The organism is Hylemonella sp. GW821-FHT12C09 (assembly GCF_058807395.1).
Genome location: NZ_JBXAQQ010000004.1, coordinates 285903 through 311806 on the forward strand (window position 1 = coordinate 285903; position 25904 = coordinate 311806).

At 66.9% G+C, this 25904-nt stretch carries 27 protein-coding genes; 13 read left to right on the forward strand and 14 right to left on the reverse strand.

The window, feature by feature from the left end:
- Positions 1 to 3: 3 nt before the first annotated feature.
- From AC1RRP_RS09310 to AC1RRP_RS09330, 5 genes are all read right to left on the reverse strand, one after another.
- Entirely contained in the window at positions 4 to 411 is a 408-nt protein-coding gene (locus AC1RRP_RS09310) for a very short patch repair endonuclease (RefSeq protein ID WP_493035411.1), read from the reverse strand.
- Positions 412 to 432: 21 nt separating this feature from the next.
- Positions 433 to 1041: a DUF4136 domain-containing protein gene (locus tag AC1RRP_RS09315; protein WP_493035413.1), complete on the reverse strand. Its 609-nt coding sequence runs from the start codon at positions 1039 to 1041 to the stop codon at positions 433 to 435.
- 4 nt (positions 1042 to 1045) lie between these two features.
- The gene (ttcA, locus tag AC1RRP_RS09320) at positions 1046 to 1972 is read right to left on the reverse strand and encodes a tRNA 2-thiocytidine(32) synthetase TtcA (protein WP_493035415.1); all 927 of its coding nucleotides are present in this window, start codon (positions 1970 to 1972) and stop codon (positions 1046 to 1048) included.
- A 63-nt stretch (positions 1973 to 2035) separates the two neighbouring features.
- Positions 2036 to 2401: a dihydroneopterin aldolase gene (locus AC1RRP_RS09325; protein ID WP_493035417.1), complete on the reverse strand. Its 366-nt coding sequence runs from the start codon at positions 2399 to 2401 to the stop codon at positions 2036 to 2038.
- On the reverse strand, positions 2401 to 3162 hold the full coding sequence (locus AC1RRP_RS09330; RefSeq protein WP_493035419.1) for an SDR family oxidoreductase: 762 nt from the start codon (positions 3160 to 3162) through the stop codon (positions 2401 to 2403). The genes AC1RRP_RS09325 and AC1RRP_RS09330 overlap by 1 nt, the downstream gene beginning before the upstream one ends.
- A gap of 20 nt (positions 3163 to 3182) precedes the next feature.
- Between AC1RRP_RS09330 and AC1RRP_RS09335 the strand changes: the two genes are divergently transcribed.
- Genes AC1RRP_RS09335 through trxC form a run of 3 tightly spaced genes read left to right on the forward strand, consistent with a single transcriptional unit; the run spans position 3183 to position 4981 of the window.
- The gene (locus tag AC1RRP_RS09335) at positions 3183 to 4274 is read left to right on the forward strand and encodes a class I SAM-dependent methyltransferase (RefSeq protein WP_493035421.1); all 1092 of its coding nucleotides are present in this window, start codon (positions 3183 to 3185) and stop codon (positions 4272 to 4274) included.
- Between the two features lie 14 nt (positions 4275 to 4288).
- Positions 4289 to 4483, forward strand: coding sequence for a DUF2905 domain-containing protein (locus tag AC1RRP_RS09340; RefSeq protein WP_493035423.1), 195 nt, complete (start codon positions 4289 to 4291; stop codon positions 4481 to 4483).
- A gap of 57 nt (positions 4484 to 4540) precedes the next feature.
- On the forward strand, positions 4541 to 4981 hold the full coding sequence (gene trxC / locus AC1RRP_RS09345; protein ID WP_493035425.1) for a thioredoxin TrxC: 441 nt from the start codon (positions 4541 to 4543) through the stop codon (positions 4979 to 4981).
- A gap of 9 nt (positions 4982 to 4990) precedes the next feature.
- Here the strand turns inward: trxC and AC1RRP_RS09350 are convergent, their stop codons facing one another.
- The 5 genes from AC1RRP_RS09350 to AC1RRP_RS09370 form a co-directional block, all read right to left on the reverse strand.
- On the reverse strand, positions 4991 to 5398 hold the full coding sequence (locus AC1RRP_RS09350; protein WP_493035427.1) for a hypothetical protein: 408 nt from the start codon (positions 5396 to 5398) through the stop codon (positions 4991 to 4993).
- Between the two features lie 67 nt (positions 5399 to 5465).
- Entirely contained in the window at positions 5466 to 6755 is a 1290-nt protein-coding gene (locus tag AC1RRP_RS09355) for a multifunctional CCA addition/repair protein (protein ID WP_493035429.1), read from the reverse strand.
- Between the two features lie 23 nt (positions 6756 to 6778).
- Entirely contained in the window at positions 6779 to 7462 is a 684-nt protein-coding gene (locus AC1RRP_RS09360; RefSeq protein ID WP_493035431.1) for a glutathione S-transferase family protein, read from the reverse strand.
- A 33-nt stretch (positions 7463 to 7495) separates the two neighbouring features.
- The gene (locus AC1RRP_RS09365; protein WP_493035433.1) at positions 7496 to 8452 is read right to left on the reverse strand and encodes a complex I NDUFA9 subunit family protein; all 957 of its coding nucleotides are present in this window, start codon (positions 8450 to 8452) and stop codon (positions 7496 to 7498) included.
- A gap of 58 nt (positions 8453 to 8510) precedes the next feature.
- Entirely contained in the window at positions 8511 to 10511 is a 2001-nt protein-coding gene (locus AC1RRP_RS09370) for a lytic transglycosylase domain-containing protein (RefSeq protein ID WP_493035437.1), read from the reverse strand.
- A gap of 9 nt (positions 10512 to 10520) precedes the next feature.
- Between AC1RRP_RS09370 and AC1RRP_RS09375 the strand changes: the two genes are divergently transcribed.
- Complete coding sequence (locus tag AC1RRP_RS09375) at positions 10521 to 11132, forward strand: 5-formyltetrahydrofolate cyclo-ligase (RefSeq protein WP_493035439.1); 612 nt, start codon at positions 10521 to 10523, stop codon at positions 11130 to 11132.
- A 74-nt stretch (positions 11133 to 11206) separates the two neighbouring features.
- The gene (locus AC1RRP_RS09380; protein WP_493035441.1) at positions 11207 to 12196 is read left to right on the forward strand and encodes an MBL fold metallo-hydrolase; all 990 of its coding nucleotides are present in this window, start codon (positions 11207 to 11209) and stop codon (positions 12194 to 12196) included.
- 153 nt (positions 12197 to 12349) lie between these two features.
- Here AC1RRP_RS09380 and AC1RRP_RS09385 read toward each other — a convergent pair whose 3' ends face one another.
- Positions 12350 to 12949 (reverse strand): DUF3617 family protein, encoded by a 600-nt coding sequence (locus tag AC1RRP_RS09385; RefSeq protein ID WP_493035443.1) that lies wholly within the window; start codon positions 12947 to 12949, stop codon positions 12350 to 12352.
- A 65-nt stretch (positions 12950 to 13014) separates the two neighbouring features.
- Positions 13015 to 13893, reverse strand: coding sequence for a DUF6279 family lipoprotein (locus tag AC1RRP_RS09390; protein ID WP_493035446.1), 879 nt, complete (start codon positions 13891 to 13893; stop codon positions 13015 to 13017).
- Here AC1RRP_RS09390 and glmU point away from each other — a divergent pair.
- Both glmU and AC1RRP_RS09400 read left to right on the forward strand, forming a co-directional pair.
- Entirely contained in the window at positions 13892 to 15301 is a 1410-nt protein-coding gene (gene glmU, locus AC1RRP_RS09395; protein ID WP_493035448.1) for a bifunctional UDP-N-acetylglucosamine diphosphorylase/glucosamine-1-phosphate N-acetyltransferase GlmU, read from the forward strand. The genes AC1RRP_RS09390 and glmU overlap by 2 nt on opposite strands.
- Before the next feature lie 10 nt (positions 15302 to 15311).
- Positions 15312 to 16064, forward strand: coding sequence for a sensor histidine kinase (locus AC1RRP_RS09400; RefSeq protein ID WP_493035450.1), 753 nt, complete (start codon positions 15312 to 15314; stop codon positions 16062 to 16064).
- 28 nt (positions 16065 to 16092) lie between these two features.
- Here the strand turns inward: AC1RRP_RS09400 and AC1RRP_RS09405 are convergent, their stop codons facing one another.
- Positions 16093 to 16581, reverse strand: a complete 489-nt coding sequence (locus AC1RRP_RS09405; protein WP_493035452.1) for an Lrp/AsnC family transcriptional regulator — start codon at positions 16579 to 16581, stop codon at positions 16093 to 16095.
- A 134-nt stretch (positions 16582 to 16715) separates the two neighbouring features.
- On the opposite strand from AC1RRP_RS09405, the gene glmS reads away from it, so the two are divergent.
- On the forward strand, positions 16716 to 18566 hold the full coding sequence (glmS, locus tag AC1RRP_RS09410) for a glutamine--fructose-6-phosphate transaminase (isomerizing) (RefSeq protein WP_493035454.1): 1851 nt from the start codon (positions 16716 to 16718) through the stop codon (positions 18564 to 18566).
- Between the two features lie 163 nt (positions 18567 to 18729).
- Here the strand turns inward: glmS and AC1RRP_RS09415 are convergent, their stop codons facing one another.
- A complete protein-coding gene (locus AC1RRP_RS09415) occupies positions 18730 to 19932 on the reverse strand; it encodes a tetratricopeptide repeat protein (protein ID WP_493035456.1) in 1203 nt (400 codons plus the stop codon).
- Between the two features lie 273 nt (positions 19933 to 20205).
- On the opposite strand from AC1RRP_RS09415, the gene AC1RRP_RS09420 reads away from it, so the two are divergent.
- The 5 genes from AC1RRP_RS09420 (at position 20206) to AC1RRP_RS09440 (ending at position 25775) form a co-directional block, all read left to right on the forward strand.
- Positions 20206 to 22413: a xanthine dehydrogenase family protein molybdopterin-binding subunit gene (locus tag AC1RRP_RS09420; protein WP_493035457.1), complete on the forward strand. Its 2208-nt coding sequence runs from the start codon at positions 20206 to 20208 to the stop codon at positions 22411 to 22413.
- Positions 22410 to 22892, forward strand: coding sequence for a (2Fe-2S)-binding protein (locus AC1RRP_RS09425; RefSeq protein WP_493035459.1), 483 nt, complete (start codon positions 22410 to 22412; stop codon positions 22890 to 22892). The genes AC1RRP_RS09420 and AC1RRP_RS09425 overlap by 4 nt, the downstream gene beginning before the upstream one ends.
- Before the next feature lie 8 nt (positions 22893 to 22900).
- The gene (locus AC1RRP_RS09430) at positions 22901 to 24019 is read left to right on the forward strand and encodes an amidohydrolase family protein (protein ID WP_493035462.1); all 1119 of its coding nucleotides are present in this window, start codon (positions 22901 to 22903) and stop codon (positions 24017 to 24019) included.
- 44 nt (positions 24020 to 24063) lie between these two features.
- Positions 24064 to 25056, forward strand: a complete 993-nt coding sequence (locus AC1RRP_RS09435; RefSeq protein WP_493035464.1) for a Bug family tripartite tricarboxylate transporter substrate binding protein — start codon at positions 24064 to 24066, stop codon at positions 25054 to 25056.
- A gap of 116 nt (positions 25057 to 25172) precedes the next feature.
- Complete coding sequence (locus tag AC1RRP_RS09440) at positions 25173 to 25775, forward strand: chalcone isomerase family protein (protein WP_493035467.1); 603 nt, start codon at positions 25173 to 25175, stop codon at positions 25773 to 25775.
- The last annotated feature ends 129 nt before the right edge of the window (positions 25776 to 25904 follow it).

A 25904-nucleotide genomic window follows, 5' to 3' on the forward strand; every position in this document is an offset into this window, starting at 1 on the left:
ATGTCAGTCCTCCAAGAACACGAGTGTTTTTAGCATGACCTTGACGGGATCGACCAACTCACACTCCCAGATCACCAAGCTGGCCCAGTTCTGTCGCGTCAGGGCTCGTCGGTTGAGTGTGTCTCGACGTCGGTTGCGTTCCAGCTTGGGCAACCAGAAATCAAGGCGGCTTTTGGGCAGTCGAGCCAAGGCACAGTGATTATGACGGTGCCAGAAGCAGCCATGAACGAAGATAACCTTGCGCCTGCTCGGGAAAACGAGGTCGGGGTGTCCCGGCAATCCGGCCCCATGAAGGCGAAAACGAAAGCCAAGGCTATGCGTGAGCTGGCGAACCATCATTTCCGGCTTGGTGTTTTTCGAGCGCACGCGCGACATGCGTTCGCTCCGCTTGGCGGAAGTTAAGGTGTCCATGGCCTGGTTATGTCGCTTGCATCAGCGTGGAATCTCGACCTTCACGCGGCGCGAACCGGCCGGCGGGTGGGGGAAATCCTTCAGGGCGGCGGCCAGCACCGCGCGCAGGATGTTGTAGCGGTCGTTCCAGGGGCCTTCGTGCTGCGCGCTGGTTTCGTAGACCACCTGGTTGCTGCCCAGGTCGCGCAACAGCAGGGTGGCTTCGTGGCGGTACTGGCTGGGCGGCGGGAATCGCATGCCCATGCCCACCACATTGCCCATGCCTATGCCCACGTTGCCGCGGCCGATCATGATGGAGCCGCCCACGCGCGGCCCGTTGTAGGGACGGCCCCAGTCGTCGACCACATAGGCTTCCATGCGGGTCGTGAGCTGCACGCTGTAGCGCGCCGCCGCCTCGTCGCGCACCAGGCCCACTTCGGCCAGCTCGGCCTCGGCGATGGCCTCCACCGAATCGGTTTCGACCGGATCGGTCTGCGAGGGCAACCGTTCGAAGCGGTAGCGTGCGCCGGCCTCGATCGGCCGCTCGGTGGTGACCACCGCCGTCGAGCGCACCCGCGATTCGACCAGTCGCATGCCGGAGCAGCCGCCCAGCAGCAACGCCAGGGTGAGGAGGGCCAGCAGGCGCTTCATGGTGTTACAAGGTGACGACCTGCACGCCACCGGGCAGGGCGGGCGCGGCGGGAAGTTCTTCCTCGTCGAAGGCCAGGTCGCCGTTTTCGTCGGGCACGCCGGTGGCCTGGAGGTGCTTGAAGTCGTGCAGTTTCGCGTCCATCAGGTGCGAGGGCACCACGTTCTGCAGCGCGGTGAACATGGTCTCCAGGCGGCCGGGGAATTTCTTGTCCCACTCGCGCAGCAGGTTGCCGATCTGCTTGCGCTGCAGGTTCTCCTGGCTACCGCAGAGCGTGCAGGGGATGATGGGGAACTGCTTGTGCTCGGCCCAGCGGATCAGGTCCTTCTCGACCACATAGGCCATGGGACGGATCACGATGAACTCGCCGTTGTCGCTGGTCAGCTTCGGGGGCATGCCCTTCAACTTGCCACCGAAGAACATGTTGAGGAAGAAGGTCTGCAGCATGTCGTCGCGGTGATGGCCCAGGGCGAGCTTGTTGCACCTGAGCTGGCGCGCCACGCTGTACAGGATGCCGCGGCGCAGCCGGCTGCACAGGCTGCACATGGTCTTGCCCTCGGGGACCTTGTCCTTGACGATGGAGTAGGTGTCCTGCGTCTCGATGTGGAACTCGATGCCCAGGTTTTTCAGGTATTCGGGCAGGATGTGGTCGGGGAAGCCGGGCTGCTTCTGGTCCAGGTTGACGGCCACCAGTGTGAAGGCTATGGGCGCGCGGGCCTTGAGCTTCATGAGGATGTCCAGCATGCCGTAGCTGTCCTTGCCGCCGGACATGCAGACCATGACGCGGTCGCCTTCCTCGATCATGTTGTAGTCCATGATGGCCTGGCCGACGTTGCGGCACAGGCGCTTCTCGAGCTTGTGGGTTTCGCGCTCGATCTTCAGGGCCTTGTCATTGCTGACGGCCGGTTCATTGTCTATCCAGACGGCACTCATCATTCACTCCATGGGCATGCGCCCGGCATGGGGTGGGAACCCCATTTCACTTGTTTGGTTCCGTCACCAGATGCCGGTTTCGGCGCGGATGGCGACTTCGCAGTCGTCGAAAATTTCCAGCTTGACGATCTTCACGCGCACGCCGATCACGCCGGGCAACTGCAGCAGGCGGTCGGCCAGCTTGCCGATCATGCTTTCGAGCAGGTTCATGTGCTCGGAGCGGCATTCGTCGATGATGATCTGGCGCACCTTGCGGTAGTCCAGCACGTGGTTGATGTCGTCGTCATGCGGCCGCAGCGGCTGCGGGCCGAGGTTGAGCTCGGCGTCGACCTGGATGGGCTGCGGCGCGGTCTTCTCGTGGTCGAGGATGCCCAGGTTGGCGTCGAAGCGCAAACCGGTCAGCGTGAGGATCTGGGTGCCTTTGGTCATCACATCATCGAAAAGTCGCGCGAAAAGCGCAAGAGGTGCTGGCCACCGTCCACCAGCAGGGTGGTGCCGGTGATGGAGGCGTTTTCAAGCGCGAATTTCACCGCGCCCGCCACGTTTTCGGGCGTGGACGAGCGTCCCAGCGGCGAGAGCTTGTGCAGGGCTTCGAACTTCTCGGGCGTCAGGTACTCGCTGGTCAGCGTGAGGCCGGGCGCCACGCCCACCACGCGCACGTCCGGGGCCAGCGCCAGGGCCAGCATGGTGTTGGCGGCTTCCAGCGCGGCCTTGGAGAGCGTGTAGCTCAGGAAGTCAGGGTTCTGGTTCCAGAGCTTCTGGTCCAGCAGGTTGACCACCACGCCGTCGCCGGCACGCTCCAGCACATGAGCGTGCAGGGCCTGCGCCAGCAGGATGGGGGCGCCCGTGTTGGTCCGCAGGTGGCGTTCCAGTGCGGCGTAGCCGAAGCTTTCGGCGCTGTCGTGCTCGAACAGCGCGGCGCTGTTGACCACCGCGTCGACCTGGCCGAAATGCGCGACCACGCGCGGCAGCAGCGCGCGCACGGCGGCCTCATCGGCCAGATCGGCGTCGAAGGCGGCGGCCGAGACGCCTAGCTGCTCACAGTCGGCCACCGTCTGCATGGCCTCATCCTCCGAGCCGCGGTAGTGCACGGCCACCTGCCAGCCGGCACTCGCCAGCGCGAGCGCGATCTCGCGGCCCAGGCGTTTGGCCGAGCCGGTGACCAGGACCGTGCGGGTAGGGGAGGACATTGGGGGACAATTGCGGGGAAATGACGACAGCCGACAGTTTAACGACCACCCTGACATCCCGCATGGTGCAAGCCATCCAGGCGGCCGGGGGCTGGATCGGCTTTGACGACTTCATGAGCCAGGCCCTCTACACGCCGGGCCTGGGCTACTACGCGAACGATCTGCGCAAGCTCGGGCTCATGCCGGGTTCGGGCAGCGATTTCGTGACCGCGCCCGAGCTCTCGCCCCTGTTTGGCCGCGCGCTGGCGGTGCAGGTGGGTCAGGCCTTGCAGCACACGCAGACCGACGAGGTCTGGGAGTTCGGCGCCGGTTCCGGCGCGCTGGCCCTGCAGCTGCTGCAAGCCCTGGGCGAGCAGGTGCGCCGCTACACCATCGTGGATCTCTCGGGGGCATTGCGGGCGCGCCAGCAGCAGACGCTGCAGTCCTTCGGCGACCGTGTGCAGTGGGTCAGCGAACTGCCGGCCACGATGCAGGGCGTGGTGGTGGGCAACGAGGTGCTCGACGCCATGCCCGTGCAGTTGCTCGCGCGCGGGGGCGGTGCCTGGTACGAACGCGGCGTGGCGCTGGCTGGCGAACGTTTTGTCTGGGCCGACCGGCCGACGGACTTGCGCCCGCCCGTGGAGATCGAGGGCCACTACGACTACCTGACCGAGATCCATCCGCAGGCCGAGGCCTTCGTGCGCACCCTGGCCGAGCGGCTGCAGCGCGGCGCGGCCTTCTTTCTCGACTACGGTTTTCCCGAGGCCGAGTACTACCACCCGCAACGCCACATGGGCACGGTGATGTGCCATCGCGGTCACCGGGCCGACGCCGACCCGCTCGTCGAGGTGGGCCTCAAGGACATCACGGCCCACGTCAATTTCACGGGCATCGCGCTGGTCGCGCAGGAGGCCGGCCTGTCGGTTCTGGGCTACGGCTCGCAGGCGCGTTTCCTGCTCAACTGCGGGCTGGCCCAACTGATGGAGCAGGCCGAGCTGCCGGCGCGTGCCCAGGCGCACAAGCTGGTCATGGAACACGAGATGGGCGAGCTGTTCAAGGTCATCGGCCTGAGCACCGGCGAGCCCTGGCTGGCCTCGGGCTTTTCCGCTGGCGACCGCACCCACACGCTTTGACAGATTGGTGAACCATGTTCCGCTGGCTGCTCGTCATCTTTTTCATCCTCTTGCTGGTCAACGCTGTCACGCCCTGGTTCAAGAAGATCGGTTTCGGCCGCCTGCCGGGCGACCTGAACTTCACGCTCTTTGGTCGCGAGTTCAGTTTGCCCTTGACCACCACCATCCTCCTGAGCCTGGTGGCCGCGGGCATTGCCAAACTCATTTGAGTCCGACTTGAATTGGGTACCCCTGCCCCTATCTGAGCAATACGAAAGGGGCTCCCCATGAGCGAAACGCGTCATATCGTCTGTCCGCACTGCCACACCACCAACCGCGTCAAGGTCGAAGACCTGGGCAAGGCGCCCGACTGCGGTGGCTGCCATCAGCCCCTGTTTGCCGGCCACCCGGTGGCGCTGGACGAAGCCGCCTTCGAACGGCACATCGGCCGCAGCGAGGTGCCGGTGCTGGTGGACTTCTGGGCACCCTGGTGCGGCCCCTGCCGCATGATGGCGCCGGCCTTCGAGCAGGCCGCAGCCCAGCTGGAGCCCCAGGTTCGTCTGGCCAAGGTCAACACCGAAGACGAACAGAACCTCGCGGCGCGCTTCAACATCCGCAGCATTCCCACGCTGGCGCTGTTCGTGGGCGGGCGCGAGGTGGCGCGTCAGCCAGGGGCCATGACCTCACCGGCGCAAATTGCCGCCTGGGTCAAGTCTCATCTGCGGTAGACAGCTTCTTCAGGTCTCGATGGTCCACGCGCGTGTACAGGCGCGGCAGCGTACTTCGGTGTGGTTGCTGCGCCTGTCCTCGCTGAGCACTTCGAAACGGGCGTAGGTGCCGCAGTCCGGACAGTTGGCCTGGTTGGCCACTTCCTCGGCGTGCATGAGCAGGTAGAGGTAACGCCGCAGGGCCCACAGGCCGATGGCGCCGCTGGCGACGAAAAGCAGCACGTCCATCAGTTTTTCCTCCAGCGTGCCGCCCTTGAAGACTTCCAGCATGCCGATCAGCGCGATGCTGCACAGCAGGGTCAGCAGCAGGTGGGCATGGCTGGACAGCAGTTCGCGTTCGTACCACTTGCGAAAGCCGAAACGGCGCACACCCTCGGCCAGTGGGGGGTTGAAGAGGTTGCGGGGCGGAGCGGCCATGCATCCATCATGCGGCCTGGATCGCTTGCGCGGCGGACCGTGTGCAGCACCTGAGCGGGCCGCTGGGTTATTCGGCCGGGGGGGCGCCCTGCTCTTCGTGCGGCAGGCCCAGGTGCCTTGCCAAGGCCTGGGCACGGGCTGCGTGAATGATCTCGCCCACCTTTTTGCCGCTGTGACCCTGGGCCAGGGCGTGTCCGGCAATCTCGTGCGTGGGCAGGGCCAGCACGGTTTCCAGCACACCCTGCAGGCGTGCCGCCTGCGGGTAAGGGGACTGCTCCAGGCCCAGGCGGCCGCGGGCGTCGCACGCGCAGGCCAGCAGCACCTCGGCAAAACGCTGGGGCTTGCGGATGGCGTCACAGCGCTCCAGCAGGCGCAGCAGGGCGGTCGCGCCCAGCGTGCCGCTGCGGTGGATGTTGCCGTGCTCGCGCGCCACCACATCGGCCAGCTCGCGGCAGTCGACGGGCACGCGCAGGCGCTCGCACAGGCCTTTCAGCAGCCGGACGCTGCGCTCCTCGTGGCCGATGTGGCGCGGCAGCAGGTCGGCGGGCGTGGTGCCCTTGCCCAGGTCATGGCCCAGGCAGGCGAAACGCACGGTCAGGGGCGCGTTCAGCTGGGTCGCCATGTCCAGCACCATCATCAGGTGCACGCCGGTGTCGATCTCGGGGTGGTGTTGCTCGGGTTGGGGCACGCCCCAGAGCCGGTCCACCTCGGGCAGCAAGCGCTTCAGGGCACCGCAGGCGCGCAGCACGTCGAACATGCGCGAGGGCTTTGCTTCCATCAGGCCGCGGCTGAGTTCCTGCCAGACGCGCTCGGCCACCAGATGGTCGACCTCGCCGTCCTCCACCATCTGGCGCATCAGCGCCATGGTTTCGGGTGCCACGGTGAAGTCGGTGAAGCGCGCCGACAGACGCGCCACGCGCAGGATGCGCACCGGGTCCTCGCGGAAGGCCGGCGTCACGTGGCGGAACACCCGGTGCTCGATATCGCGTTGCCCATGGTAGGGGTCGGTGAGGTGCGTGGTCTCGAAAGACCCATCGGGCCGGCACTGGCTGCTGTGCACGGCAATGGCGTTGACGGTCAGGTCGCGTCGCGCCAGGTCTTCCTCCAGCGTCACGTCGGGCGAGGTATGGATGGCAAAACCCTTGTAGCCGCGCGCGGTCTTGCGCTCGGTGCGCGCCAGCGCGTGCTCTTCCTTGGTCACCGGGTGCAGGAAGACCGGAAAGTCCTTGCCCACGGGCACAAAACCCCGGGCGACCATCTCCTCGGGCGTGGTTCCCACCACCACCCAGTCGTGGTCCTGGACTGGCAAGCCGAGCAGGGCATCGCGCACCGCGCCGCCCACCATGTAGATCTGCATGGGCTGCAGTCTAGCGTCTTGCTTCAGCGCTTGAGCCGGTACGGCTCTTCGAAGGCGCGGAAGTCGGCCTCGGCCTGGGCGTCGGCGATCCACGCGGCCACGCCGGGCAGGGCGGCGACACGCTCCACGTAGGCGGCGATGGCCGGCGGCACGGGCAGGCCGTAGGTCTTCAGGCGCATGCAGACCGGCGCAAAGTAGGCATCCGCGATGCTGAAGTCACCGAACAGCAGCGGCCCGCCATGCTGGGCCAGCAGTTCGCTCCACATGGCCACCAGGCGCGCCACGTCGGCGCGTACGGCCGTCTGGTCGCGCCAGATCAGCGCACCGATTTCGGGGAGCGATGCCTCGATGTTCTGCGGGCAGTGGCTGCGCAGGGCTGAAAAGCCCGAGTGCATCTCGGCGCAGACGCTGCGCGCGCGGGCACGGGCCACCTGGTCGGCTGGCCAGAGTCGTTTCTCGGGGAACTGCTCGGCCAGGTATTCAGCGATGGCCAGGGTGTCCCAGATGAGCAGCGCGTCGTCCTGCAGCACCGGCACCTTGCCTGCGGGGTTGAGTTGGGACAGGGCCTGCTTGAACTGCGAGCTGGCGTCGAAGCTGTCGAAATGCACCAGCACTTCTTCAAACGGAATGCCGGCCTGGCGCAGCAGCACCCAGGGCCGCATGGACCAGGACGAATAGTTCTTGTTGCCGATGTAGAGCTTGCGCATGGCCCCCTCCTTGTCTGGAGGGCCATGTTAGCGCTAGCGGCGCCGGAAGCGGCTGCGCAGCGCCAGCAGCGGGTCGCCGTCGCCGAGGTAGGCCGGTGCCACGGCGGTCGGGCCGGTGGGCGTGATGCCCAGGGCAGCGAAACCGGGCACACGGCCAGTGAGCACGTTGTCGACTTTCATCGAGTCGAGGTTGTCGCGGCTCATCAGGGGCTGGCCCGGGGCCAGCTCCATCATCAGCGCCTGCAGCCGGCCGATGGCCATGGGCAGGGGGACGACAGGGCGGGGCACTCCGGCGGCGCGGCCGGCGAGTTGCACCAGCGCCTTGAGCGTGTGGACGGCGGGGCCGCCGAGTTCGTAGGTCAGTCCGATGGTGCGCGTGTCCTGCAGGCAATGCACCATGGCCCGGGCCACGTCCTCGACCCAGACCGGCTGGAAACGGGCGCCGGCACCGGCCAGCGGCATCACGGGGAAGACGCGTTGCAGCGCGGCGAAGAGGTTGAGGAAGCGGTCATCGGCGCCGAAGATCACGCTGGGGCGCAGCACGGTGAGCTGCAGACCCTGGGCCGCCGCTTTCTGCAGCACGGCCTCGCCGCGTGATTTGCTGCGCAGGTAACGCGAGGGGGCGGTGTCGGTTGCGGCCGGCTCGGCGCCCAGCGCGCCGACATGCACCAGGCGTTTCACGCCGGTGGTGAGGCAGGCGCGTGCCAGCTTGTCCGGCAGGTCGACATGGGTGCGCTGGAAGGCGGCTTCATCGCCGTGCAGGATGGCCACCAGATTGATGACCGCGTCGTGGCCGACGAGCAGCTGGCGCAGCGTAGCCTCGTCGTGCACGTCGGCTTCGAGCACCGTGAGGCGCGGCAGGTGCTGCACTGCGCTGGCGTTGGCGGCGCGGCGCGTGGGCACCGTCATGGACCAGCCCAGGCGCGCCAGATGTTCGCAGACATGGCGGCCGACGAAACCCGTACCGCCCAGCAGGAGCACGCGTTTCATTGGAGAACCCTCCGCGCCAAGCGCTGCGGAATGAACGCTTCGGAGCGGCCGTGCGCGTTCATGGCAACTCCTCAGCAGGTTCGGGCTTGTCCACGCCCAGCGGGCCGACAAAACCCAGGCGGGCCTTGAGCGATTGGGGCTCGCCCGTCAGCACGGCGGCGTAGTTCACCGTGTTGGACAGCACCTTCTTGACGTAGTCGCGCGTCTCGCCGAAGGGAATGTTCTCGGTCCAGATGGCCGCTTCGAGCACCGGGTCGCCGGTCTGGCCGCGCCAGAGCTTGGAGCGGCTGGGGCCGGCGTTGTAGGCCGCGGCGGCCAGGGGCATGGAGCCGTCGAAGGCATCCAGCACCAGCTTGAGGTAACCCGTACCGATGGCGATATTGGTGTCGCGTTCGGTGATCTGCTTGGGCTTGAAGTTGTGCATGCCGATGCGTCGCGCCGTCCAGCGCGCCGTGGCCGGCATGACCTGCATGAGGCCGGCTGCGCCCACGCCGGACTTGGCGTCGGGGATGAAACGGCTTTCCTGGCGGATCAGGCCGTAGACGAAGGCTGGCTCCAGGCCGGTGGAACTGGCGCGTTGCTGCACTTCCTGGCGGAAGGGGGTGGGGAAACGCTGCGAGACGTCGATCACCGTGCGGGTGCGTTCGCTGGCGTTGATGCAGCGGTCCCAGACGTGCAGCTCGCAGGCCACGGCGGCGGCGGCCAGCAGCTCGCGGTCGCTCATGCCGCCGCGCTGGTGCAGGTTGGTGCTGTAGTTCCACTCGCGTACGCCCTCGGTGCGCAGCCCGATCTGGATGGCGTGCAGCGCGCGCTTGAGGCCTTCGTTGTCACGTGCTGCCTGCAACTCCTCTTCAGTCAGCGGCGCCGGCGCGGCCGGTGCGCTGATGCGCTGGCTCAGCTCTTCCATGGCCAGCTGCTCGTAGAAACCACGCGGCGAGGCGATGGACTGCAGCAGGGTGCGCGCGCGCAGTTCGGCGTTGGTCGCCTGCAGCGCGAGCAGGGCGCGGGCGCGCCAGTAGATCCAGGTCGGGTCGCGCATCTGCGATTCGCTTAAAGCGGCGATGCTGTCGTGGACCTGCTGCCAGTCGTTGGCGCGCAGGGCGGCACGCACCTTCCACACAAGGTGGTCGCCGTGCATGTGCATGTCCTGCCCGTTGGCGTAGTAACCCAGGGCCTTGTCCGAGAGGGTGCGCGCGGCACGCTTGCCGATCACGCCCCAGACCCAGCTGCGCTCCTCCTGCGTGAGCTGGGCGCGCCAGCGCAGCTTGCTCACCTCTTCGGCGGCGGCCTGCGGGTCGCTGGAGGCCAGACGGATCAGGGCCAGGGTGACCCATTCGCGGGTCTTGGGGCGCAGGGCCGTGAGTTTCTCGTCCAGGTAGCGCTTGGGGTTGGTGTAGAGGGTGTTGAGGCCGCTCGCCCAGTCCGGGTTGAGCAGGCTGATGGCCTGCTGGGCGATGCGCGGCTTGTCGAATTCGAAGCCCAGGCGCGCGCGGCGCCAGGCCACCATCGGGTCGAGTTTCTCGTCCTTGATCAGGCGCTCGGCGGCGGCGGCGCAGCCCTCATCCGGGTCGCGCTGGGCCAGCCAGAGCTCCTGCACCTGGGCGGCCACGTCCTCGTTGCTGGTGGCGTAAGCGGCGTGCAGGGCGTGGCAGCGGACTTCCGGGTCGTCGCCCATGCGGTAGCGTGGCAACTCGGCCGTGAAGCGGGTCCAGTCGCGACGCTTGCCCAGTTGCAGCAGCCAGTCGTTGCGCAGGCGGTCTTCCTGGTAGGTGCCGGCATAACGGCTCAGGAAACTCTCGACTTCGGCCGGCCTGGCGTCTTCCAGGCGGGCGCTGAGCTCCCAGTAGGCCGCCCAGGGCTCCAGCACATGGCCCTGGACCTGGGGCAAGAGGGCGGTCAGACGCTTGCTGTCGGGTTTCTTGTAGGCTTCAGCCATGTCGGTGATCAGCGCGTCCTGATCGGGCTTGGCCCGGGGCTTGGCCTTGGTCGGCGCGGCTGCCGCGGGCAGGGCCAGACCCACCGTCAGGGCGATAGCTGTCAGAATGACTTGAAACTGCATGTGGAAATTATGGACACATCCGAGGCAAAAAGGGCGCAAGAGAAGAAAAACCTGCGCCAGCGGCTCATTACTGAACGTTTGAACCTGTCCGATCGCCTACAGCGTGCGGCGCTTTTGCAACAGGTCATGCGCATCTGGCTCGTGGGGCGCAGCGATCTCGTGATTGGCGCCTACTGGCCCATCAAGGGCGAATTCGATCCCTTGCCGGCCCTGCACCGCTGGAAAGAGGATGGCGAGCTGCTCGACAACGCGCAGCCGCGACGCATCGGCCTGCCTGTGATCGACAAGGTGCACAAGACCCTGACCTTCCACGCCTGGTACCCCGGTTGCCCGATGGAAGAGGATGCCTATGGCATCCCCAAGCCCAGGGACACGGAGATCATCGTGCCCACCCTGCTCTTCGTGCCCTGTGTGGGTTACGGGCCGGGTGGTTACCGCCTGGGCTACGGCGGCGGTTTCTACGACCGCACCCTGGCCACCCTGAGCCCCAAGCCCTACACCGTGGGACTGGGCTACACCCAGGGTTATCTGGACGATTTCGAGCCCGAGCCGCACGACGTGCCGCTGGAGGCCATCCTCAACGACAACGGCGTGGTGTGGCCGGTGGCCGGGATGGCTTGATTCCGGTATCCGTAATCGATTGCACCTCAGTAAAATCGGCCCTTTCGCCTCGCGGCGTGTCCCCCGGAGTTCCCATGAGCAAAGCCTTTGCCTCGCAAGCCGACCTGACCGACAAGAAGACCACCTTCGAGCAGCTTAGCCCCCACTGCTGGGCCTACACCACCGAGGGCGACCCGAACTCCGGCGTCATCATCGGCGAGCGCTTCATCATGGTCAGCGACGCCACCGCCACCCCGGCCATGGCGCGCGACCTGATCGCCAAGATCCGTACCGTCAGCGACCTGCCCATCAAGTACGTGCTGCTCACCCACTACCACGCGGTGCGCGTGCTGGGCGCCTATGCCTACGCCGCCGAGGGCGCCACCGAGATCATTGCCAGCCAGGGCACGCTGGAGCTGATCAAAGAGCGCGGGGCGCAGGACATGAAAAGCGAGATGGAGCGTTTCCCGCGCCTGTTCCGCAACGCCGAGACCGTGCCGGGCTTGACCTGGCCCACCATGGTCATCGGCGGCGGCAACCCGGTCAAGGGCGAGGTGCCGGGCAAGCTGTCCATCAACCTGGGCGGCGTGGTGGTGCAGATCTGGAGCCCCGGCCCCGGCCACACGCGCGGCGACACCATTGCCTGGGTGGAAGAGGAGAAGGTGCTGTATTCGGGTGACCTGGTCGAGTACGAGGCCGGCGTCTACACCGGCGATGCGCAACTGGCCGAATGGCCGGCCACGCTGGAAGCCCTGCGTGCGCTGAAAGCCGAATACATCGTGCCCGGCCGCGGCGAAGCCATGAAAGGCAACGCCAACGTCAACAAGGCGCTGGACTACACCAAGCGCTGGGTCGAGACGCTCTACCAGGCCGGCAAGGAGGCCGTGGCGCAGGGCATGGACCTGAAAGCGGCCATGGCGCACGCGCGCAAGCGCATGGACCCGGTGTTCGGCCACGTCTTCATCTACGAGCACTGCCTGCCCTTCGACGTGAGCCGCGCCTATGACGAGGCCAGCGGCATCAAGAACCCGCGCATCTGGACCGCCGAGCGCGACCAGGCCATGTGGGCCGCGCTACAGAACTGAGAACTTGCGAATAAATCTACTGCGCGGCCCGATCGCTGCGTTGGGCGGTGCTCGCCATCCTCACGTACGTGAAGTACGTTCCGGTGGCTGCGCTCCGTCCGCCTTGCGCTAGGGCCGCTCGCTACGATTTCTTCACAAGTTCTGCGCTGCTTCTCACTGGCAGGACGCTGCCAGGCCCTTCATCTGTTGCTCGCACTGCGCACGTGAGGACTCGGGCAGGCTGGCGCAGCGGGCCAGCATCCGGGCCGGGTCCATCTGCTTGCACATGGGGCTGTTCTTGTCGAACTGCATCATGGCCTCACCCTTGCAGGCGCCGGCATGGGTGTAGCGGACCTTGAAGTTGCGCTGCTTGCCGTCCTTGCTGACGGTGGTGTCCATCAGGTAGCTCTTCTCGCTCTCGCGCGTCATGAGCATGCGTGAACTCCCGCCGTCCTTGCAGCTGATCTCGATCTCGGCCTGGCTGTCGGTGTTGCGCAGGACCTGGGGCGTGCACCGGGGGTCTTCGGCGGGGGTGTTCCTGGACATCTGCCTGGCCACGTCCATGCATAGGCCGGTCTGGCCCATGGCGGCTGCGCCGCGGGCCATCTGCGGGTCGTCGCTGGAGACCAGTTCCATGCGCCACAGGCCCTGCCCCATCGGTGTCGATTTGAACAGCTTGAGCTCGGACAGGGGGCCGGCCGCGTGGACCGTGCCGGCCAGCGCCAGGCCGACCAGCAGGACAACACGCAGAAGGCCAGGGACGAAACGGTGCATGGCGAACCTCCAGTCTGGATGGGTACGGACCATTCTCGCAGAGCGATCCCGGCGTGGCCAGCGTTTCAGCCCGGTGCGATCAGGGCCTGCAGGTCGGCTTCATAGCCCCGCAGCCGCTCGACCAGCCGGCGCCGCTGTGCCTCGCTGGCGCTGTTGTGCAGGGCGGCGATGGTCTGGCAGCCCTCCTGCAGCATGCGTTCGAACTGCTCGCGTGCGGCGGGCTCGGGCGGCTCCAGGCTGCGTTGCACCAGGGCCAGCATCTCGGCCTTGATGTGGGCCGGGCGCTCGCCCTGCCGGTGTTCCTGCAGCACGCGCAGCGTGTCCTGCTGGCGGCGCAGGCGCTCGGCCCAGGCCAGACGCGCGTCGAAACTGGAAGCCTGGATGCGCTGGCCCAGCAAGGTCGTCTGGGCCTCGCTCAGGCGGCCGTAGAAGTCCTCGTAGCGGTCCACGGTGCGCTCCAGGCGCCGCGCCAGCAACTCGGCGGGGCTGCCGTCCAGCCATTCCTCGCGCCACTTGCGGTTGTGTTTCTCGAATTGCCGGTCCAGGTGGCGCAACTGTGCGGTCTGCAGGGTGGGCGCCAGCCGGGCCAGGCCTTCGGCGCTTTGTTCCCCCAGGCGCTGCAGGTGCACGCGGACCTGGGCCAGTTGCGTGCAGACCTGCTCGGGTGTGACCGGCCCGCTGGCCTGTTGCTGCAGGCGCTGGAGCAGCGCGGCATAGGCGGGCAGTTCCTGGCGGCGGTGCCAGGCATGGAGGCTGTCCAGGCTGTCGCGTAGCGGCCTGGCCTGGGCCTCGTTGAAGTCGATGTAACCGTCCAGCCACCAATAGAGCAGGGTGGGGGCGTTGTTGTAGCCGGTTTGCACGGCGCTGCAGCCGGCCAGCACAAGCAGCAGCAGCGCACCGATAATGCGGGGCAGGAAACTCAACATCACGGTGGACAAGCGCATGAAGCAGAACGGACAGGCAGTGGATGTGGCCATCATGGCCGCGGGCAAGGGCACGCGCATGAAAAGCAGGCTGCCCAAAGTGTTGCACCGTTTGGCCGGTCGTGCATTGTTGCAGCATGTGGTGGACACGGCGGCAGGGTTGAATGCCCGCCGCGTGGTGGTGATCACGGGCCATGGCGCCGCCGAGGTCGAGGCCGGGGTGGTGCACCCGGGCGGCGGTTTGCTGCAGTTCGTGCGCCAGGAGCCGCAGCTGGGCACCGGCCATGCGGTGCAGCAGGCGGTGCCGGCGCTGCCGGACGACGGCATCGTGGTGGTGCTGTCGGGCGACGTGCCGTTGACGGAAGGCGCCACCCTGCGCGCGCTGATCGACGCCTGCGGCGGCGACAAGCTGGCCCTGCTGACCATCGCCTTCGACGACCCCACGGGGTATGGCCGCATCGTGCGCGCCGCGAACGGCGAAGTGCAGGCCATCGTGGAGCACAAGGATGCTTCCGAGGCCCAGCGCACCATCCAGGAGATCTACAGCGGCATCATGGCCGTGCCGGCCCGGCTGCTCAAGCCCTGGCTGGCGCAGCTCGACAACAAGAACGCCCAGGGCGAGTACTACCTGACCGACGTCGTGAAGTTCGCGGTGGCACAGGGCGTGCCCGTGGTGGCGCACAAGATCAGCGACGCGCTGCAGGTCGCCGGCATCAACAGCCCGGTGCAGTTGGCCGAGCTGGAGCGCGCCCACCAGCAGCGCGTGGCCAGGACATTGATGGAGCAGGGTGTGCGCCTGGCCGACCCGGCGCGCCTGGATGTGCGTGGCGAACTGCTGTGCGGGCAGGACGTGGAGATCGACATCAACTGCATCTTCGCGGGCCGCGTGGAGCTGGGCGAGGGCGTGCGTATCGGCGCGCACTGCACGATCAGCCATGCGCGCATCGCCGCCGGCGCGGTGATCCACCCCTACACCCACATCGAAGGCGGCTTCGCCGAGAAGGACCGGGTCGAGGTCGGTGCCGGCGCCCTGGTCGGCCCCTATGCCCGGCTGCGCCCTGGCGCCAAGCTGGGTGACGAGGTGCACATCGGCAACTTTGTCGAGATCAAGGCCGCCACGCTGGCCAAGGGCGCCAAGGCCAACCACCTGGCCTATATCGGCGACTCGAAGGTGGGGGAGCGCGTGAACTACGGCGCGGGCAGCATCACGGCCAACTACGACGGCGCCAACAAGCACACCACGGTGATCGAGGCCGACGTGCACATCGGCAGCAACTGCGTGCTGATCGCGCCCGTCACCATCGGTGCCGGTGGCACGGTGGGCGGCGGCTCCACCATCACCAAGGACACGGCGCCCGGTATGCTGACCGTGGCGCGCGCCAAGCAGATCAGCCTGAGCAACTGGCAGCGGCCCGAGAAGAAGAAGTGACGCAGCGCCCATGAGCGAACCCACGCCCGAGCAGGAAATCGCGCGGCTGCAGGTCGAGCTGCACGACGCGCGCGCCGCGCTCGGCGACTTTGCCTACGCGGTCTCGCACGACCTGCGCGCCAGCCTGCGCCACATCATGTCCTATGCGAGCCTGTTGCGCGAGGAGGCCGAGCCCGTGCTGTCCGGCGAAGCGCTGAGCTACCTGGAGACGGTGCACGGCGCGGCCCGCACGCTGGGCCAGCAGATCGACGGCCTGATGAACTGGTCGCAGCTGGACCGGGTCGAACTGCAGGTGCGGGAGTGGGAGGTCGGCACCCTGTTGGCCGAGGCGCAGGCCCAGCTGGCCGAGTTGTGTGCCGGCCGCCGTATCGAGTGGCGGGTGCAGGAGGGGTTGCCCGCCCTCATCGGCGACGGTGCGCTGCTGCGCCAGTTGTTTGTGCACCTGCTGTCCAACGCGCTCAAGTTCACGCGGCCGCGCGCCACAGCGGTGATCGAGGTCGACGCCGAGGTGACGCCCGAGGGGCTGGCCACGATCCACGTGCGCGACAACGGCGTGGGCTTCGACCCGGTGCGCCGGTTCAAGCTGTTCCATGTCTTCCAGCGTTTGCACAGCGCCAGCCAGTTCGAAGGCCTGGGCCTGGGGCTGGCACTTGCGCGCAAGATCGTCGAGCGCCACGGCGGCAGCATCGGTGCCGAGGGCGCCCTCGACGCAGGCTGTACCCTCAGCGTCACGCTGCCGTGCGCCGTGGGCGAGCCCGTCTGAGCTGAGTCGCGCAGGCTGGGTGCAGTCCTTACTTCACTGGCAGCGGCAAGCGCGTGCCGAACTTGCTGCGCTTCACACTGAAGAAGGCTTTCACGTTGCGTACATTGGCGTCGCTGGTGAACAGGCGCTGCGCCAGCGCCAGGTAGTCCGGCATGTCGCGCGCGTGCACCACCAGCACGAAGTCCGGTCCGGGTGAAACGCGGTAGCACTGCTGCACGGCCTCGTCGGCGGCCACGCGCAGCTCGAAGGCGGCCTGCGCCTCTTCACCCTGGCGCTCCAGCGTGATCTCCACGATGGCCTGCAGGCCGTGGCCCAGCAGGGGCGCGAGCTTGTCCGTGCTCAGGAGGGCGACCTGCTTCTCGATCAGGCCGCCATCGACCAGGCGCTTGACGCGTCGCAGGCAGGTGGGCGGTGAGATGTGGGCCAGCGCGGCCAGGGCCTGGTTGCTCAGGCTGGCGTCTTTTTGCAAGGCGTCGAGCAGCAGCAGATCCGTGGCATCTATGGTGATTTGTTCCATATTGTGATTATTTTTGAAATATCTGGTCTTGTCATGTGTTTTGTGAAATTTAAGTGCATAAAACACAAAAAATCAATCAGATATTTTTCATTACTGCTTCTACCATCGCCCCATCGAGTTCAGGAGACACCCTTATGTGTGGCATCGTCGGCGCCGTTTCCAATCACAACATCGTCCCCGTGCTGGTCCAGGGCCTGCAGCGGCTGGAGTACCGCGGTTATGACTCCTGTGGCGTGGCCGTGCATGCGGCCGGCGGCCTGCAGCGCGCGCGCAGCACCTCGCGCGTGGCCGAGCTGGCCGAGCAGGTGGCCCGTGATAACGTGACCGGCTACACCGGCATCGCCCACACCCGCTGGGCCACCCATGGCGCACCCGCCGTGCACAACGCCCACCCCCACTTCAGCCACGGCGCGGGCGCTGACACTGCGCAGCGCGCGGCCCGTGTGGCCCTGGTGCACAACGGCATCATCGAAAACCATGACGAGCTGCGCGCCGCCTTGCAAAAGAAGGGTTACGTCTTCGTCAGCCAGACCGACACCGAGGTCATCGCCCACCTGGTCGACTCCATCTACGAAGGTGACCTGTTCGAGGCCGTGAAGGCCGCCACCCAACAGCTGCATGGCGCCTACGCCATCGCCGTCTTCCACAAGGACGAGCCGCACCGCGTGGTGGGTGCGCGCGCCGGCTCGCCGCTGATCCTGGGCGTGGGCAGTGACGGCTCGCATTACCTGGCCAGCGACGCCATGGCCCTGGCCGGCGTGACCGACCAGATCGTCTACCTCGAAGAGGGCGATGTGGTGGACCTGCAGCTGGGCAAGTTCTGGGTGGTGGGTCGCGACCACAAGCCCGCGCAGCGCGCCGTCAAGACCGTGCTGGCGCACAGCGGCGCAGCCGAACTTGGCCCCTACCGCCACTACATGCAGAAGGAGATTTTCGAGCAGCCGCGCGCCATCGCCGACACGCTGGAAGGCGTGGAGGGCATCGTGCCCGAGCTGTTCGGCGACGGTGCGTACAGAGTGTTCAAGGACATCGACAACGTGCTCATCCTGGCCTGCGGCACCAGCTACTACAGCGGCTGCGCCGCCAAGTACTGGCTGGAAAGCATCGCGAAGATCCCGACCCAGGTGGAAGTGGCCAGCGAATACCGCTACCGCGACTCGGTGCCTAACCCGCGCACGCTGGTGGTCACCATCAGCCAGTCGGGCGAGACGGCCGACACGCTGGCCGCCCTGCGCCACGCGCAGAGCCTGGGCATGCAGCAGACGCTGACCATCTGCAACGTGAGCACCAGCGCCATGGTGCGCGAATGCAAGCTGGCCTACATCACACGCGCGGGCGTGGAGATCGGCGTGGCCTCCACCAAGGCCTTCACCACCCAGCTCGCCGGGCTCTTCCTGCTCACGCTGGCCCTGGCCCAGGTGCGCGGGCACCTGAGCGATGCCGACGAGGCGCAACACCTCAAGGCCATGCGCCACCTGCCCGTGGCCCTGCAGGCCGTGCTGGCGCTGGAGCCGCAGGTGATGAGCTGGGCCGAGGACTTCGCCCGCATGGAAAACGCACTCTTCCTCGGCCGCGGCCTGCACTACCCCATCGCCCTTGAAGGCGCGCTCAAGCTCAAGGAAATCAGCTACATCCACGCCGAGGCCTACCCCGCCGGTGAACTCAAGCACGGCCCCCTGGCCCTGGTGACCAGCGCCATGCCCGTGGTGACGGTGGCGCCCAACGACGCGCTGCTCGAAAAGCTCAAGAGCAATCTGCACGAGGTGCGCGCGCGTGGCGGTGTGCTCTATGTGCTGGCCGATAGCGACACGCGCATCGAAAGCGGCGAAGGCCTGCACGTGATCCGCATGCCCGAGCACTATGGTGCGCTGTCACCGCTGCTGCACGTGGTGCCGCTGCAGCTGCTGGCGTATCACACGGCTTGCGCGCGTGGGACGGATGTGGACAAGCCGCGTAATTTGGCCAAGAGCGTCACGGTTGAGTGACGCTTTTGGTGGCGCATCGCGCCATGCGGCGTTAGCCGCAACCAAATGCGCGGCTTGCGGCGCAGGCTAACTTCACATCGTGAAGTTAAGGCCCGCAGGGCCGGCCGTAGCCACAAACCGAGAAACCTGGCCAAGAGTGTCACGGTCGAATGACCGCAACGCGTCAGCGCCGCTTCAGATACACATAACGCCCCTGTACCGGGCGTTGCTGGTCGAAGCGTATGGCTTCCTCGTGGCTGCTCACCATGTCGTAGCCATGCCGCTGCGCGAGTTCCCGCAGATAGGCGGGTGAGTGGGCGTAACGCAGGCTGGGTAGCAACTGCACGGTCTGGTCCGGCGCGGCGTCCTCCACGGTGAAGGCCAGCCAGCTACCCTTGCGCATGCGGGGCGCCAGCAGGCCGAAGACCTGCTCCAGCGCGCCCACGTAAATGAAGACGTCGGCGGCCAGCACCAGGTCATAGGGCTCTTGCACGGTCGCCAGGAAGTCGTGGATGTCGCCGACATGCAGCGTGTCGTACACCGCGCGTTGCCTGGCCTTGTCGACCATGGCGGGTGAGATGTCCACGCCGCTCAGGTGGTCCGCACGCGCACGCACATGGGCGCCGCACAGGCCGGTGCCGCAGCCCAGGTCCAGCACGCGGGGGAAGCGCGGGCCTGCTTCGGGCGGCAGCCGGTCGATCAGCAGCTGGTGGCCCTGGTAACCCAGCTGCTGGACCAGATGCGCGTCGAACTCTTCGGCGTAGTCATCAAACAGCTGCCTGACATATTGCGGCGGAGGGCTTGCAACGTCCTCCTTGTGTGTCACGGCGGCCAGGAAATACCGCAGCACGTCAGGGTCGCCGCCGCTGTCCAGTGCGCGCTGGAAGCAGGCGGCTGCCTCTTCAAACTGGCCCGCTTCCCGGTACAGGCCACCCAGTTCGGTCAAGGTGGCTGTGTGATTCGCATCGTGCTTGAGGGCTTCCTGGTAGGCCTGCCTGGCCTCGGGAATGCGGCCCAGCCGTGCCAGGCATTGCGCATATTGGGCGCGCAGAGTGACCGTATCGCTGCCCAGGGCAAAACCGCGTTCGAAGCTGCTGATCGCTGCCTCGAAACGCTCAAGCCCCTGTTGTGCCTCAGCCAGGGCCAACCAGGCGCCTGCCTGGTCCGGCTCGGCCGCCAGCGCCGCGCGCAGCAGGGGCTCGGCCTGGGCATAGCGCTGCAGCCTGACCCGCGTGATGCCCAGGTTCTGCATCACCGAAATCCGTCCTGGGGCGAGTGCGAGCGCTCGCTCGAAATGGCTTTCGGCCGCCGGCCAGTCGCTGGTTTCCAGGGCATGCAGGCCTTGCAGGAATGCGGCCTTGGCTTGTTCGAGGGGGTCTGCGCTCATGCCGGAATTATCTGGCGCCTCAGGTGGAGGGGCGCTTGGTCGCAGCACGGCCAGCGTTTCATGCGGGTTTACCCGGGCGCTCATCCATCGCATGATGATATGGAATAGGACGTAATCGGCATTGGACCCAGGTCGCTGACGTTTCTAAACTCAGAGCTTGCGCAGCAGCCAGTACCCCTCTCAACGAACAATGGCCACAGATAGCAAACAGGCATTGCTCCACTTCGACTTCCCAGCGCCCTGAGGCCTGGGCCAGCGAGTCTTTTCATCACCATGCCTGACGTTTCCACCCCCCAGCCCCGCGGCTTTGTGATCGACCGCAAGGACGGCCGCCCGCAATTGCCCGGCAGCCTGCACACCAACCGCCGCCTCGCGCAATGGCTGGGGTTCGATGTGCCTGGCCGGGTGCATGTATACACCGGCAAGGTCGAGCTGGGGCAGGGCATCCTCACGGCCTTGCTGCTCATCGTGGCCGAAGAGCTGGACGTGCCGCTGGAGAGCGTGCACATCCGCAGCGCGAGCACTGCGCAGGGCCCCGATGAAGGTGTGACCTCCGGCAGTCTTTCGGTGCAGGACAGCGGCGGCGCCCTGCGCCAGGTTTGCGCCGAGGTGCGCGCCATGGCCTTGCAACGTGCGGCGGTACTCGCCGGCGAGAGCCTCGACACGATCGTGGTGCAGGCCGGGCGCTTCCGCTCTGCGCAGGGGCAGGACCTCGGTGACTACACGAGCTTGCTCCAAGGCCTGGATCTCGACATCGAGTGCGCAGGCGCGGCACGGCCCAAGACGGCCGCGCAGCGCAGCCTGCTGGGGCAGGCGCGTCCCGAGCGCATCGACCTGGCCGACAAGGTGTTTGGCCAGGCCCGTTTCATCCAGGACCTGCGACTGCCGGGGCTGCAACACGGCCGCGTGCTGCGCCCGCCCACGCTGGACGCCACGCTGGCCCATTGGCCGGCCGACGAGGTGGCAGCGCTGCCGCCCGGGGTGCGCTGCTGGGCCGACGGACGTTTCATCGCCATCGTTGCCAGCTCGGAGCCCGATGCCGAGACGGCAGCCACCCGCCTGGCGGGCAAGATCCAGTGGCAGGCCGGTGCACCCCTGCCCGACGTGCATGCGCTGGACGCTTTCCTCACGTCGGCCCCGCATGAGACCACGACAACGGCCGAGCGCGGTGAAGCAGCGTGGCCCGGCGACGGCCTGCAGCACCAGGCGGTCTACCTCAAGCCCTATCTGGCCCACGCCTCCATCGGCACGTCTTGCGCGCTGGCGCGGTGGGACGGCCGGCGCCTGGAGGTCTGGACGCACAGCCAGGGCATCCACAACCTGCGCGACGATCTGGTCAAGGCCCTGGCCCGCGAAACCCCGCCCGTGGCCAAGGAAGACATCGTTGTCCACCACGTCGAGGGCTCGGGCTGTTATGGCCACAACGGTGCCGACGATGTGGCCTTGGACGCCGTGCTGATGGCCTTGCGTTGCCCTGGCCAGCCGGTGCGCGTGCTGTGGTCGCGCGCGGATGAACTCACGCACAGCCCGCTGGGTGCCGCACACCGCGTCGCGCTGCGCGCGCGGCTCGACGACACGGGCCGCCTGAGCCACTGGCAGCACGAACTCTGGGCCAACGGCTACAGCTCGCGCCCGGGCCGTGCGCCCGTGCCGGCCCTGCTGGCGGCCAGCGAACGCGCCGACGCCACGGCCCTGCCCCTGCCCATCAACCCCCCGCTGGCGGCCGGTGGTGGTGCCGAGCGCAATGCCGTGCCGGCGTATGTGGTGCCCAATCTCCAGGTCATCCATAACCGCCTGACCGTGATGCCCCTGCGCACCTCGGCCATGCGCGCGCTGGGCGCCTACGCCAATGTGTTCGCGATCGAGTCCTTTGTCGATGAGCTCGCGCTGCAGGCCGGTGAGTCGCCGCTGGCCTTCCGCCAGCGCCACCTCGAAGACCCGCGCGCCCTGGCCGTGCTGCAGGAAGTGGTGCAGCGCTCCAGCTGGTGGGGCCAGCGTACGCAGGAGCCCGAAGGCATAGGCCACGGCCTGGCCTGGGCCCGCTACAAGAACACAGGCGCCTGGTGCGCCGTCATCGCGCGCGTGCAGGTGGACGAGCAGGTGCGTGTGCTCAAGCTCGACCTCGCGGTCGATGTGGGCATGGTGGTGGACCTCGATGGCGTCATCAACCAGATCGAAGGCGGCGCCGTCCAGAGCGTGAGCTGGACGACCAAGGAGCAGGTCACCTTTGACCGCGAGGCCATCACCAGCACCGAGTGGCTGAGCTACCCGGTGCTGCGTTTCAGCGAGGTGCCCGAGGTGCGGGTGCATGTGATCGACCGGCCCGACGAACCCCCGCTGGGCGCTGGCGAAGCCGCCCAGGGCCCGGTGGCGGCCGCGCTGGCCAATGCCGTGTTCGACGCCCTCGGGGTGCGCGTGCGCGAACTGCCTTTGACCCCCGACACCCTGCTGCGCGCTGTGCATGCCGCGGAGGCCGCATGAGCGACAAGAAACAGACCCTGTTCCGGGTCAACCAGCAGCCAGTCCACTTTGACGGCGACGAGAAGGCCACGCTGCTCTCGGTGCTGCGCGACGAATTGAATCTGAGCGGCCCCAAGTTCGGCTGCGGCCAGGGCGAATGCGGCGCCTGCATGGTGCTGGTGGACGGCCAGCCGCAGACGTCGTGCAATCTGCCCGTGTGGTCCATCCAGGGCCGGCAGGTGACCACGCTGGAAGGCCTGGGCACGCCGGCCCATCCGCACCCGGTGCAGACCGCGTTCATCGAAGAGCGCGCCGCCCAGTGCGGTTACTGCGTGGCCGGCATCATCACTTCGGCCTGCGCGCTGCTGGCGCGCAATCCCCAGCCCAGTCGCAACGACATCGTGTCGGGCCTGGAAAAACATCTGTGCCGCTGCGGCGCCCAGACGCGCATGGTGCGCGCCATCGAGCGCGCAGCGGCCGCAACGAAATCAAACGCCTGAATCCCTCCATGCTCAAGAACTGGCTCTCTCCCAAAACCCACGCCCATGGCTGCAATGGCTTCTGGTTCTGCAGTTGCGCGGGCCTGCCCATCGTGCCCGGCGGTGGCGGTGGCAGCACCACCGCCACCAGCCGCGCGCCAGTGATCATCCGCGGCAAGCGCGCACGCACGGTGGACGCGCACGCGCACTGCTACTTCCAGGCCGGGCTGGACCTGATGGGCGCCGAGGCCAAGGGCGTGCTGCCGCCGGTCAAGGGCGTGCCCGAGCACTTCCTGCAGATGGAGCAGCAGCTGGCCGCGCGCTTCGAGGCCATGGACGCCATGGGCATCGACCTGCAGGTGCTCAGCATCAACCCCTTCTGGTACAAAAAAGATCGTGAGACCGCCGAGGCCATCTGCCGCGTGCACAACGAGAGTTCTGCCGAACTGTGCGCGAATCACCCCAAGCGCCTGGCCGCCTTCGCCTCGCTGCCCATGCAGTTCCCCGAGCTTGCCGTGCAGATGCTCGAAGAAGCGGTGAAGAAGTACGGCCTCAAGGGCGCGGCCATCGGCGGCAGCGTCGCCGGTGACGACTTCGCCAATCCGCAATACCACCCCGTGCTGGCCAAGGCGCAGGAGCTGGGGGTGATGCTCTTCATCCACCCGCAGAGCACGCCCGAGCTGGCGGCCCGTCTCAAGGGCAATGGCTGGCTGTCCAACGTGATCGGCAACCCGCTGGACACCACCATCGCGCTGCAGAAGCTGATCTTCGAAGGCGTGTTCGACAAATACCCCGAACTCAAGGTGCTGGGTGCCCATGGCGGCGGTTTCCTCGGCTCCTATGCACCGCGCATGGACCGCAGCTGTTTTGTCTCGCCACAGAACTGCAACCCCGACATCGTGCTCAAGAAGAAACCGACGGAATACATCCGCCAGATCTACTTCGACTCGCTGGTCTTTACCGGCGAAGCGCTGCGCCATCTCGCAGCCGAAGTGGGCGCGGGCCAGATCATGATCGGCACCGACCACCCCATTCCCTGGGTGGAAGACCCCGTGGGCCATGTGATGGTCACCCCCGAACTCAGCGACGAAGACCGCCTCGCCATCCTGGGCGAGAACGCGATCCGCGTGCTGGGGCTCACGGTCTGAAGGCCGCTCGCCCAACCCGTCTACACAACTCAGAAGGAGACACCATGCAACAACTTTCCACCTGCACGCGACGTTTCGCGCTCACCCTGGCCGCTGCGGCCGGCCTGACCCTGGCCGCCCCCGTGCTGGCCCAGGGCACTTACCCCAACAAACCCATCCGCATGATCGTGCCGCTGGGCGCGGGCAGCGCGGTCGATGTGGCGGCGCGCCTGCTGGCGCAGAAGATGTCGGAGAACATGGGCCAGGCCATCGTGATCGAGAACATCACGGGGGCCGCGGGCATCATCGGTGCCGACCGTCTGGCCAAGGCCGCACCGGATGGCTACACCATCGGCGGCTTCAACGACAGCGTGCTGACCATGGTGCCCAACCTGAACAAGAACACGCCTTTCAACCCCGTCACCGACTTCGCCCACATCTCGCAGGTGGCCACCATCGTGTTCAGTGTTGCTGTCCCCGCCGATTCGAAATACAAGACGGCGGCCGAACTGGTGGCTGCGGCCAAGGCAGCACCGGGCCAGATCACCTATGCCTCGGGCGGCAACGGCAGCCCCCAGCACCTGGGCGGCGCGCTGTTCGCGGCGCACACCGGCGTGGACCTCAAGCACGTGCCCTACCGCGACGCCAGCCAGGCCGCCCAGGGTGTGGCCGGCAACCAGGTCGACATGACGGTGCAGGGCATCGCCACGGTGGCTTCCCTCACCAAGGCCGGCAAGCTGCGCATCGTCGGCGTGATGGCGGACGCCCGCAATCCCGAATACCCGGAGGCGCAGACACTCAAGGAGCAGGGCATCCAGGGCTTCGAGTACAGCACCTGGTTCGCGCTGACTTCGCCCAAGGGCACACCCAAGGAGATCGTCGATCGCCTGCAGCGTGAGGTGGCCCAGGCCCTGACCGATCCCATGGTCAAGGAGCGTTATGCCGGCCTGGGCCTGCTGCCCAAGGGCACCACGCCGGAGCAGCTGACGACGCTGGTCGGCAACCAGCTGGCCCGCTACGGCAAGGCCATCCGCGACAACAACATCAAGGCCGAGTGAGGGTCAGTCTGGCCACTGCTGAGACCTGCTGACCTCCGGGCCGATTCCCCTAGGTCAAGCAGGCTTTTGGCCCGAGGGCCTGGCGGGCTGTCGGGCTTTGCTGAGACACTCGCCCCATGTACAAGTCGATGCCTGCCCTGTTGCTGACCCTGGCCTTGCTGGGCTTGCCGCTGGCCGTTTCGGCGTCTACGCCCGTGACACCGGCCGTAGCGCCAGCCACAGCCTTGCCGGTCCCCGAAGAGCTCACGCCTTTCGGCAACGGATGGAATCTGCGCGGCAGTGGTGTGCTGCGCTTTTTTGGTTTCAAGGCTTATGACGCTCATCTCTGGCAATTGCCAGGGGCCGCGGAGTTTTCCTATGCGCGGCCGTTTGCCCTGGATATCCGCTACGACATGAACATCAAGGGCAGCGATATCGTCAACACGTCCCTGATCGAACTCTCCCGCATCACACCCACGGCGCCCGAACAGCTGGGCCGATGGAGCGCGCTGCTGGGCACCATCTTCACCGATGTCAAACCCGGTGACCGTCTGGTGGGTTTGCATCTGCCGGGCCGTGGCGTGCGCTTTTTCCTCAACGGCCGGCTGCGGGGTGAGTCCGCCGATGCGGTCTTCAGCGAGGCTTTTTTCAAGATCTGGCTGGACCCCGCGACCAAACGCCCCGAATTGCGTGCGCGTTTGCTTGGGCAATCGGCCGTCCTGGCCGTCGTGGCGCAATAAGGCCGGCTCTTCGCCGCCAAGGCCCCGCGCGGGCTGCGCTGCACCGGGGGATCGGCTATCAGGGTTACTACCCAAGAGCAATTCCCTAGTAAAAATACGTACACGCTGACCTAAGATTCCGGCTTCGTT

Bases quoted from the DNA above. Each gene is read 5' to 3' on its own strand.
- AC1RRP_RS09310 (WP_493035411.1), bottom strand. From the start codon at position 411: ATGGACACCTTAACTTCCGCCAAGCGGAGCGAACGCATGTCGCGCGTG.
- trxC (WP_493035425.1), top strand. From the start codon at position 4,541: ATGAGCGAAACGCGTCATATCGTCTGTCCGCACTGCCACACCACCAAC.
- AC1RRP_RS09400 (WP_493035450.1), top strand. From the start codon at position 15,312: ATGAGCGAACCCACGCCCGAGCAGGAAATCGCGCGGCTGCAGGTCGAG.
- AC1RRP_RS09435 (WP_493035464.1), top strand. From the start codon at position 24,064: ATGCAACAACTTTCCACCTGCACGCGACGTTTCGCGCTCACCCTGGCC.
- AC1RRP_RS09440 (WP_493035467.1), top strand. From the start codon at position 25,173: ATGTACAAGTCGATGCCTGCCCTGTTGCTGACCCTGGCCTTGCTGGGC.
- AC1RRP_RS09340 (WP_493035423.1), top strand. From the start codon at position 4,289: ATGTTCCGCTGGCTGCTCGTCATCTTTTTCATCCTCTTGCTGGTCAAC.
- AC1RRP_RS09355 (WP_493035429.1), bottom strand. From the start codon at position 6,755: ATGCAGATCTACATGGTGGGCGGCGCGGTGCGCGATGCCCTGCTCGGC.
- AC1RRP_RS09390 (WP_493035446.1), bottom strand. From the start codon at position 13,893: ATGCGCTTGTCCACCGTGATGTTGAGTTTCCTGCCCCGCATTATCGGT.
- glmU (WP_493035448.1), top strand. From the start codon at position 13,892: ATGAAGCAGAACGGACAGGCAGTGGATGTGGCCATCATGGCCGCGGGC.
- AC1RRP_RS09415 (WP_493035456.1), bottom strand. From the start codon at position 19,932: ATGAGCGCAGACCCCCTCGAACAAGCCAAGGCCGCATTCCTGCAAGGC.
- AC1RRP_RS09335 (WP_493035421.1), top strand. From the start codon at position 3,183: ATGACGACAGCCGACAGTTTAACGACCACCCTGACATCCCGCATGGTG.
- AC1RRP_RS09325 (WP_493035417.1), bottom strand. From the start codon at position 2,401: ATGACCAAAGGCACCCAGATCCTCACGCTGACCGGTTTGCGCTTCGAC.
- AC1RRP_RS09405 (WP_493035452.1), bottom strand. From the start codon at position 16,581: ATGGAACAAATCACCATAGATGCCACGGATCTGCTGCTGCTCGACGCC.
- AC1RRP_RS09365 (WP_493035433.1), bottom strand. From the start codon at position 8,452: ATGAAACGCGTGCTCCTGCTGGGCGGTACGGGTTTCGTCGGCCGCCAT.
- AC1RRP_RS09420 (WP_493035457.1), top strand. From the start codon at position 20,206: ATGCCTGACGTTTCCACCCCCCAGCCCCGCGGCTTTGTGATCGACCGC.
- AC1RRP_RS09360 (WP_493035431.1), bottom strand. From the start codon at position 7,462: ATGCGCAAGCTCTACATCGGCAACAAGAACTATTCGTCCTGGTCCATG.
- AC1RRP_RS09385 (WP_493035443.1), bottom strand. From the start codon at position 12,949: ATGCACCGTTTCGTCCCTGGCCTTCTGCGTGTTGTCCTGCTGGTCGGC.
- AC1RRP_RS09430 (WP_493035462.1), top strand. From the start codon at position 22,901: ATGCTCAAGAACTGGCTCTCTCCCAAAACCCACGCCCATGGCTGCAAT.
- AC1RRP_RS09350 (WP_493035427.1), bottom strand. From the start codon at position 5,398: ATGGCCGCTCCGCCCCGCAACCTCTTCAACCCCCCACTGGCCGAGGGT.
- AC1RRP_RS09370 (WP_493035437.1), bottom strand. From the start codon at position 10,511: ATGCAGTTTCAAGTCATTCTGACAGCTATCGCCCTGACGGTGGGTCTG.
- glmS (WP_493035454.1), top strand. From the start codon at position 16,716: ATGTGTGGCATCGTCGGCGCCGTTTCCAATCACAACATCGTCCCCGTG.
- AC1RRP_RS09425 (WP_493035459.1), top strand. From the start codon at position 22,410: ATGAGCGACAAGAAACAGACCCTGTTCCGGGTCAACCAGCAGCCAGTC.
- ttcA (WP_493035415.1), bottom strand. From the start codon at position 1,972: ATGAGTGCCGTCTGGATAGACAATGAACCGGCCGTCAGCAATGACAAG.
- AC1RRP_RS09315 (WP_493035413.1), bottom strand. From the start codon at position 1,041: ATGAAGCGCCTGCTGGCCCTCCTCACCCTGGCGTTGCTGCTGGGCGGC.
- AC1RRP_RS09330 (WP_493035419.1), bottom strand. From the start codon at position 3,162: ATGTCCTCCCCTACCCGCACGGTCCTGGTCACCGGCTCGGCCAAACGC.
- AC1RRP_RS09380 (WP_493035441.1), top strand. From the start codon at position 11,207: ATGAGCAAAGCCTTTGCCTCGCAAGCCGACCTGACCGACAAGAAGACC.
- AC1RRP_RS09375 (WP_493035439.1), top strand. From the start codon at position 10,521: ATGGACACATCCGAGGCAAAAAGGGCGCAAGAGAAGAAAAACCTGCGC.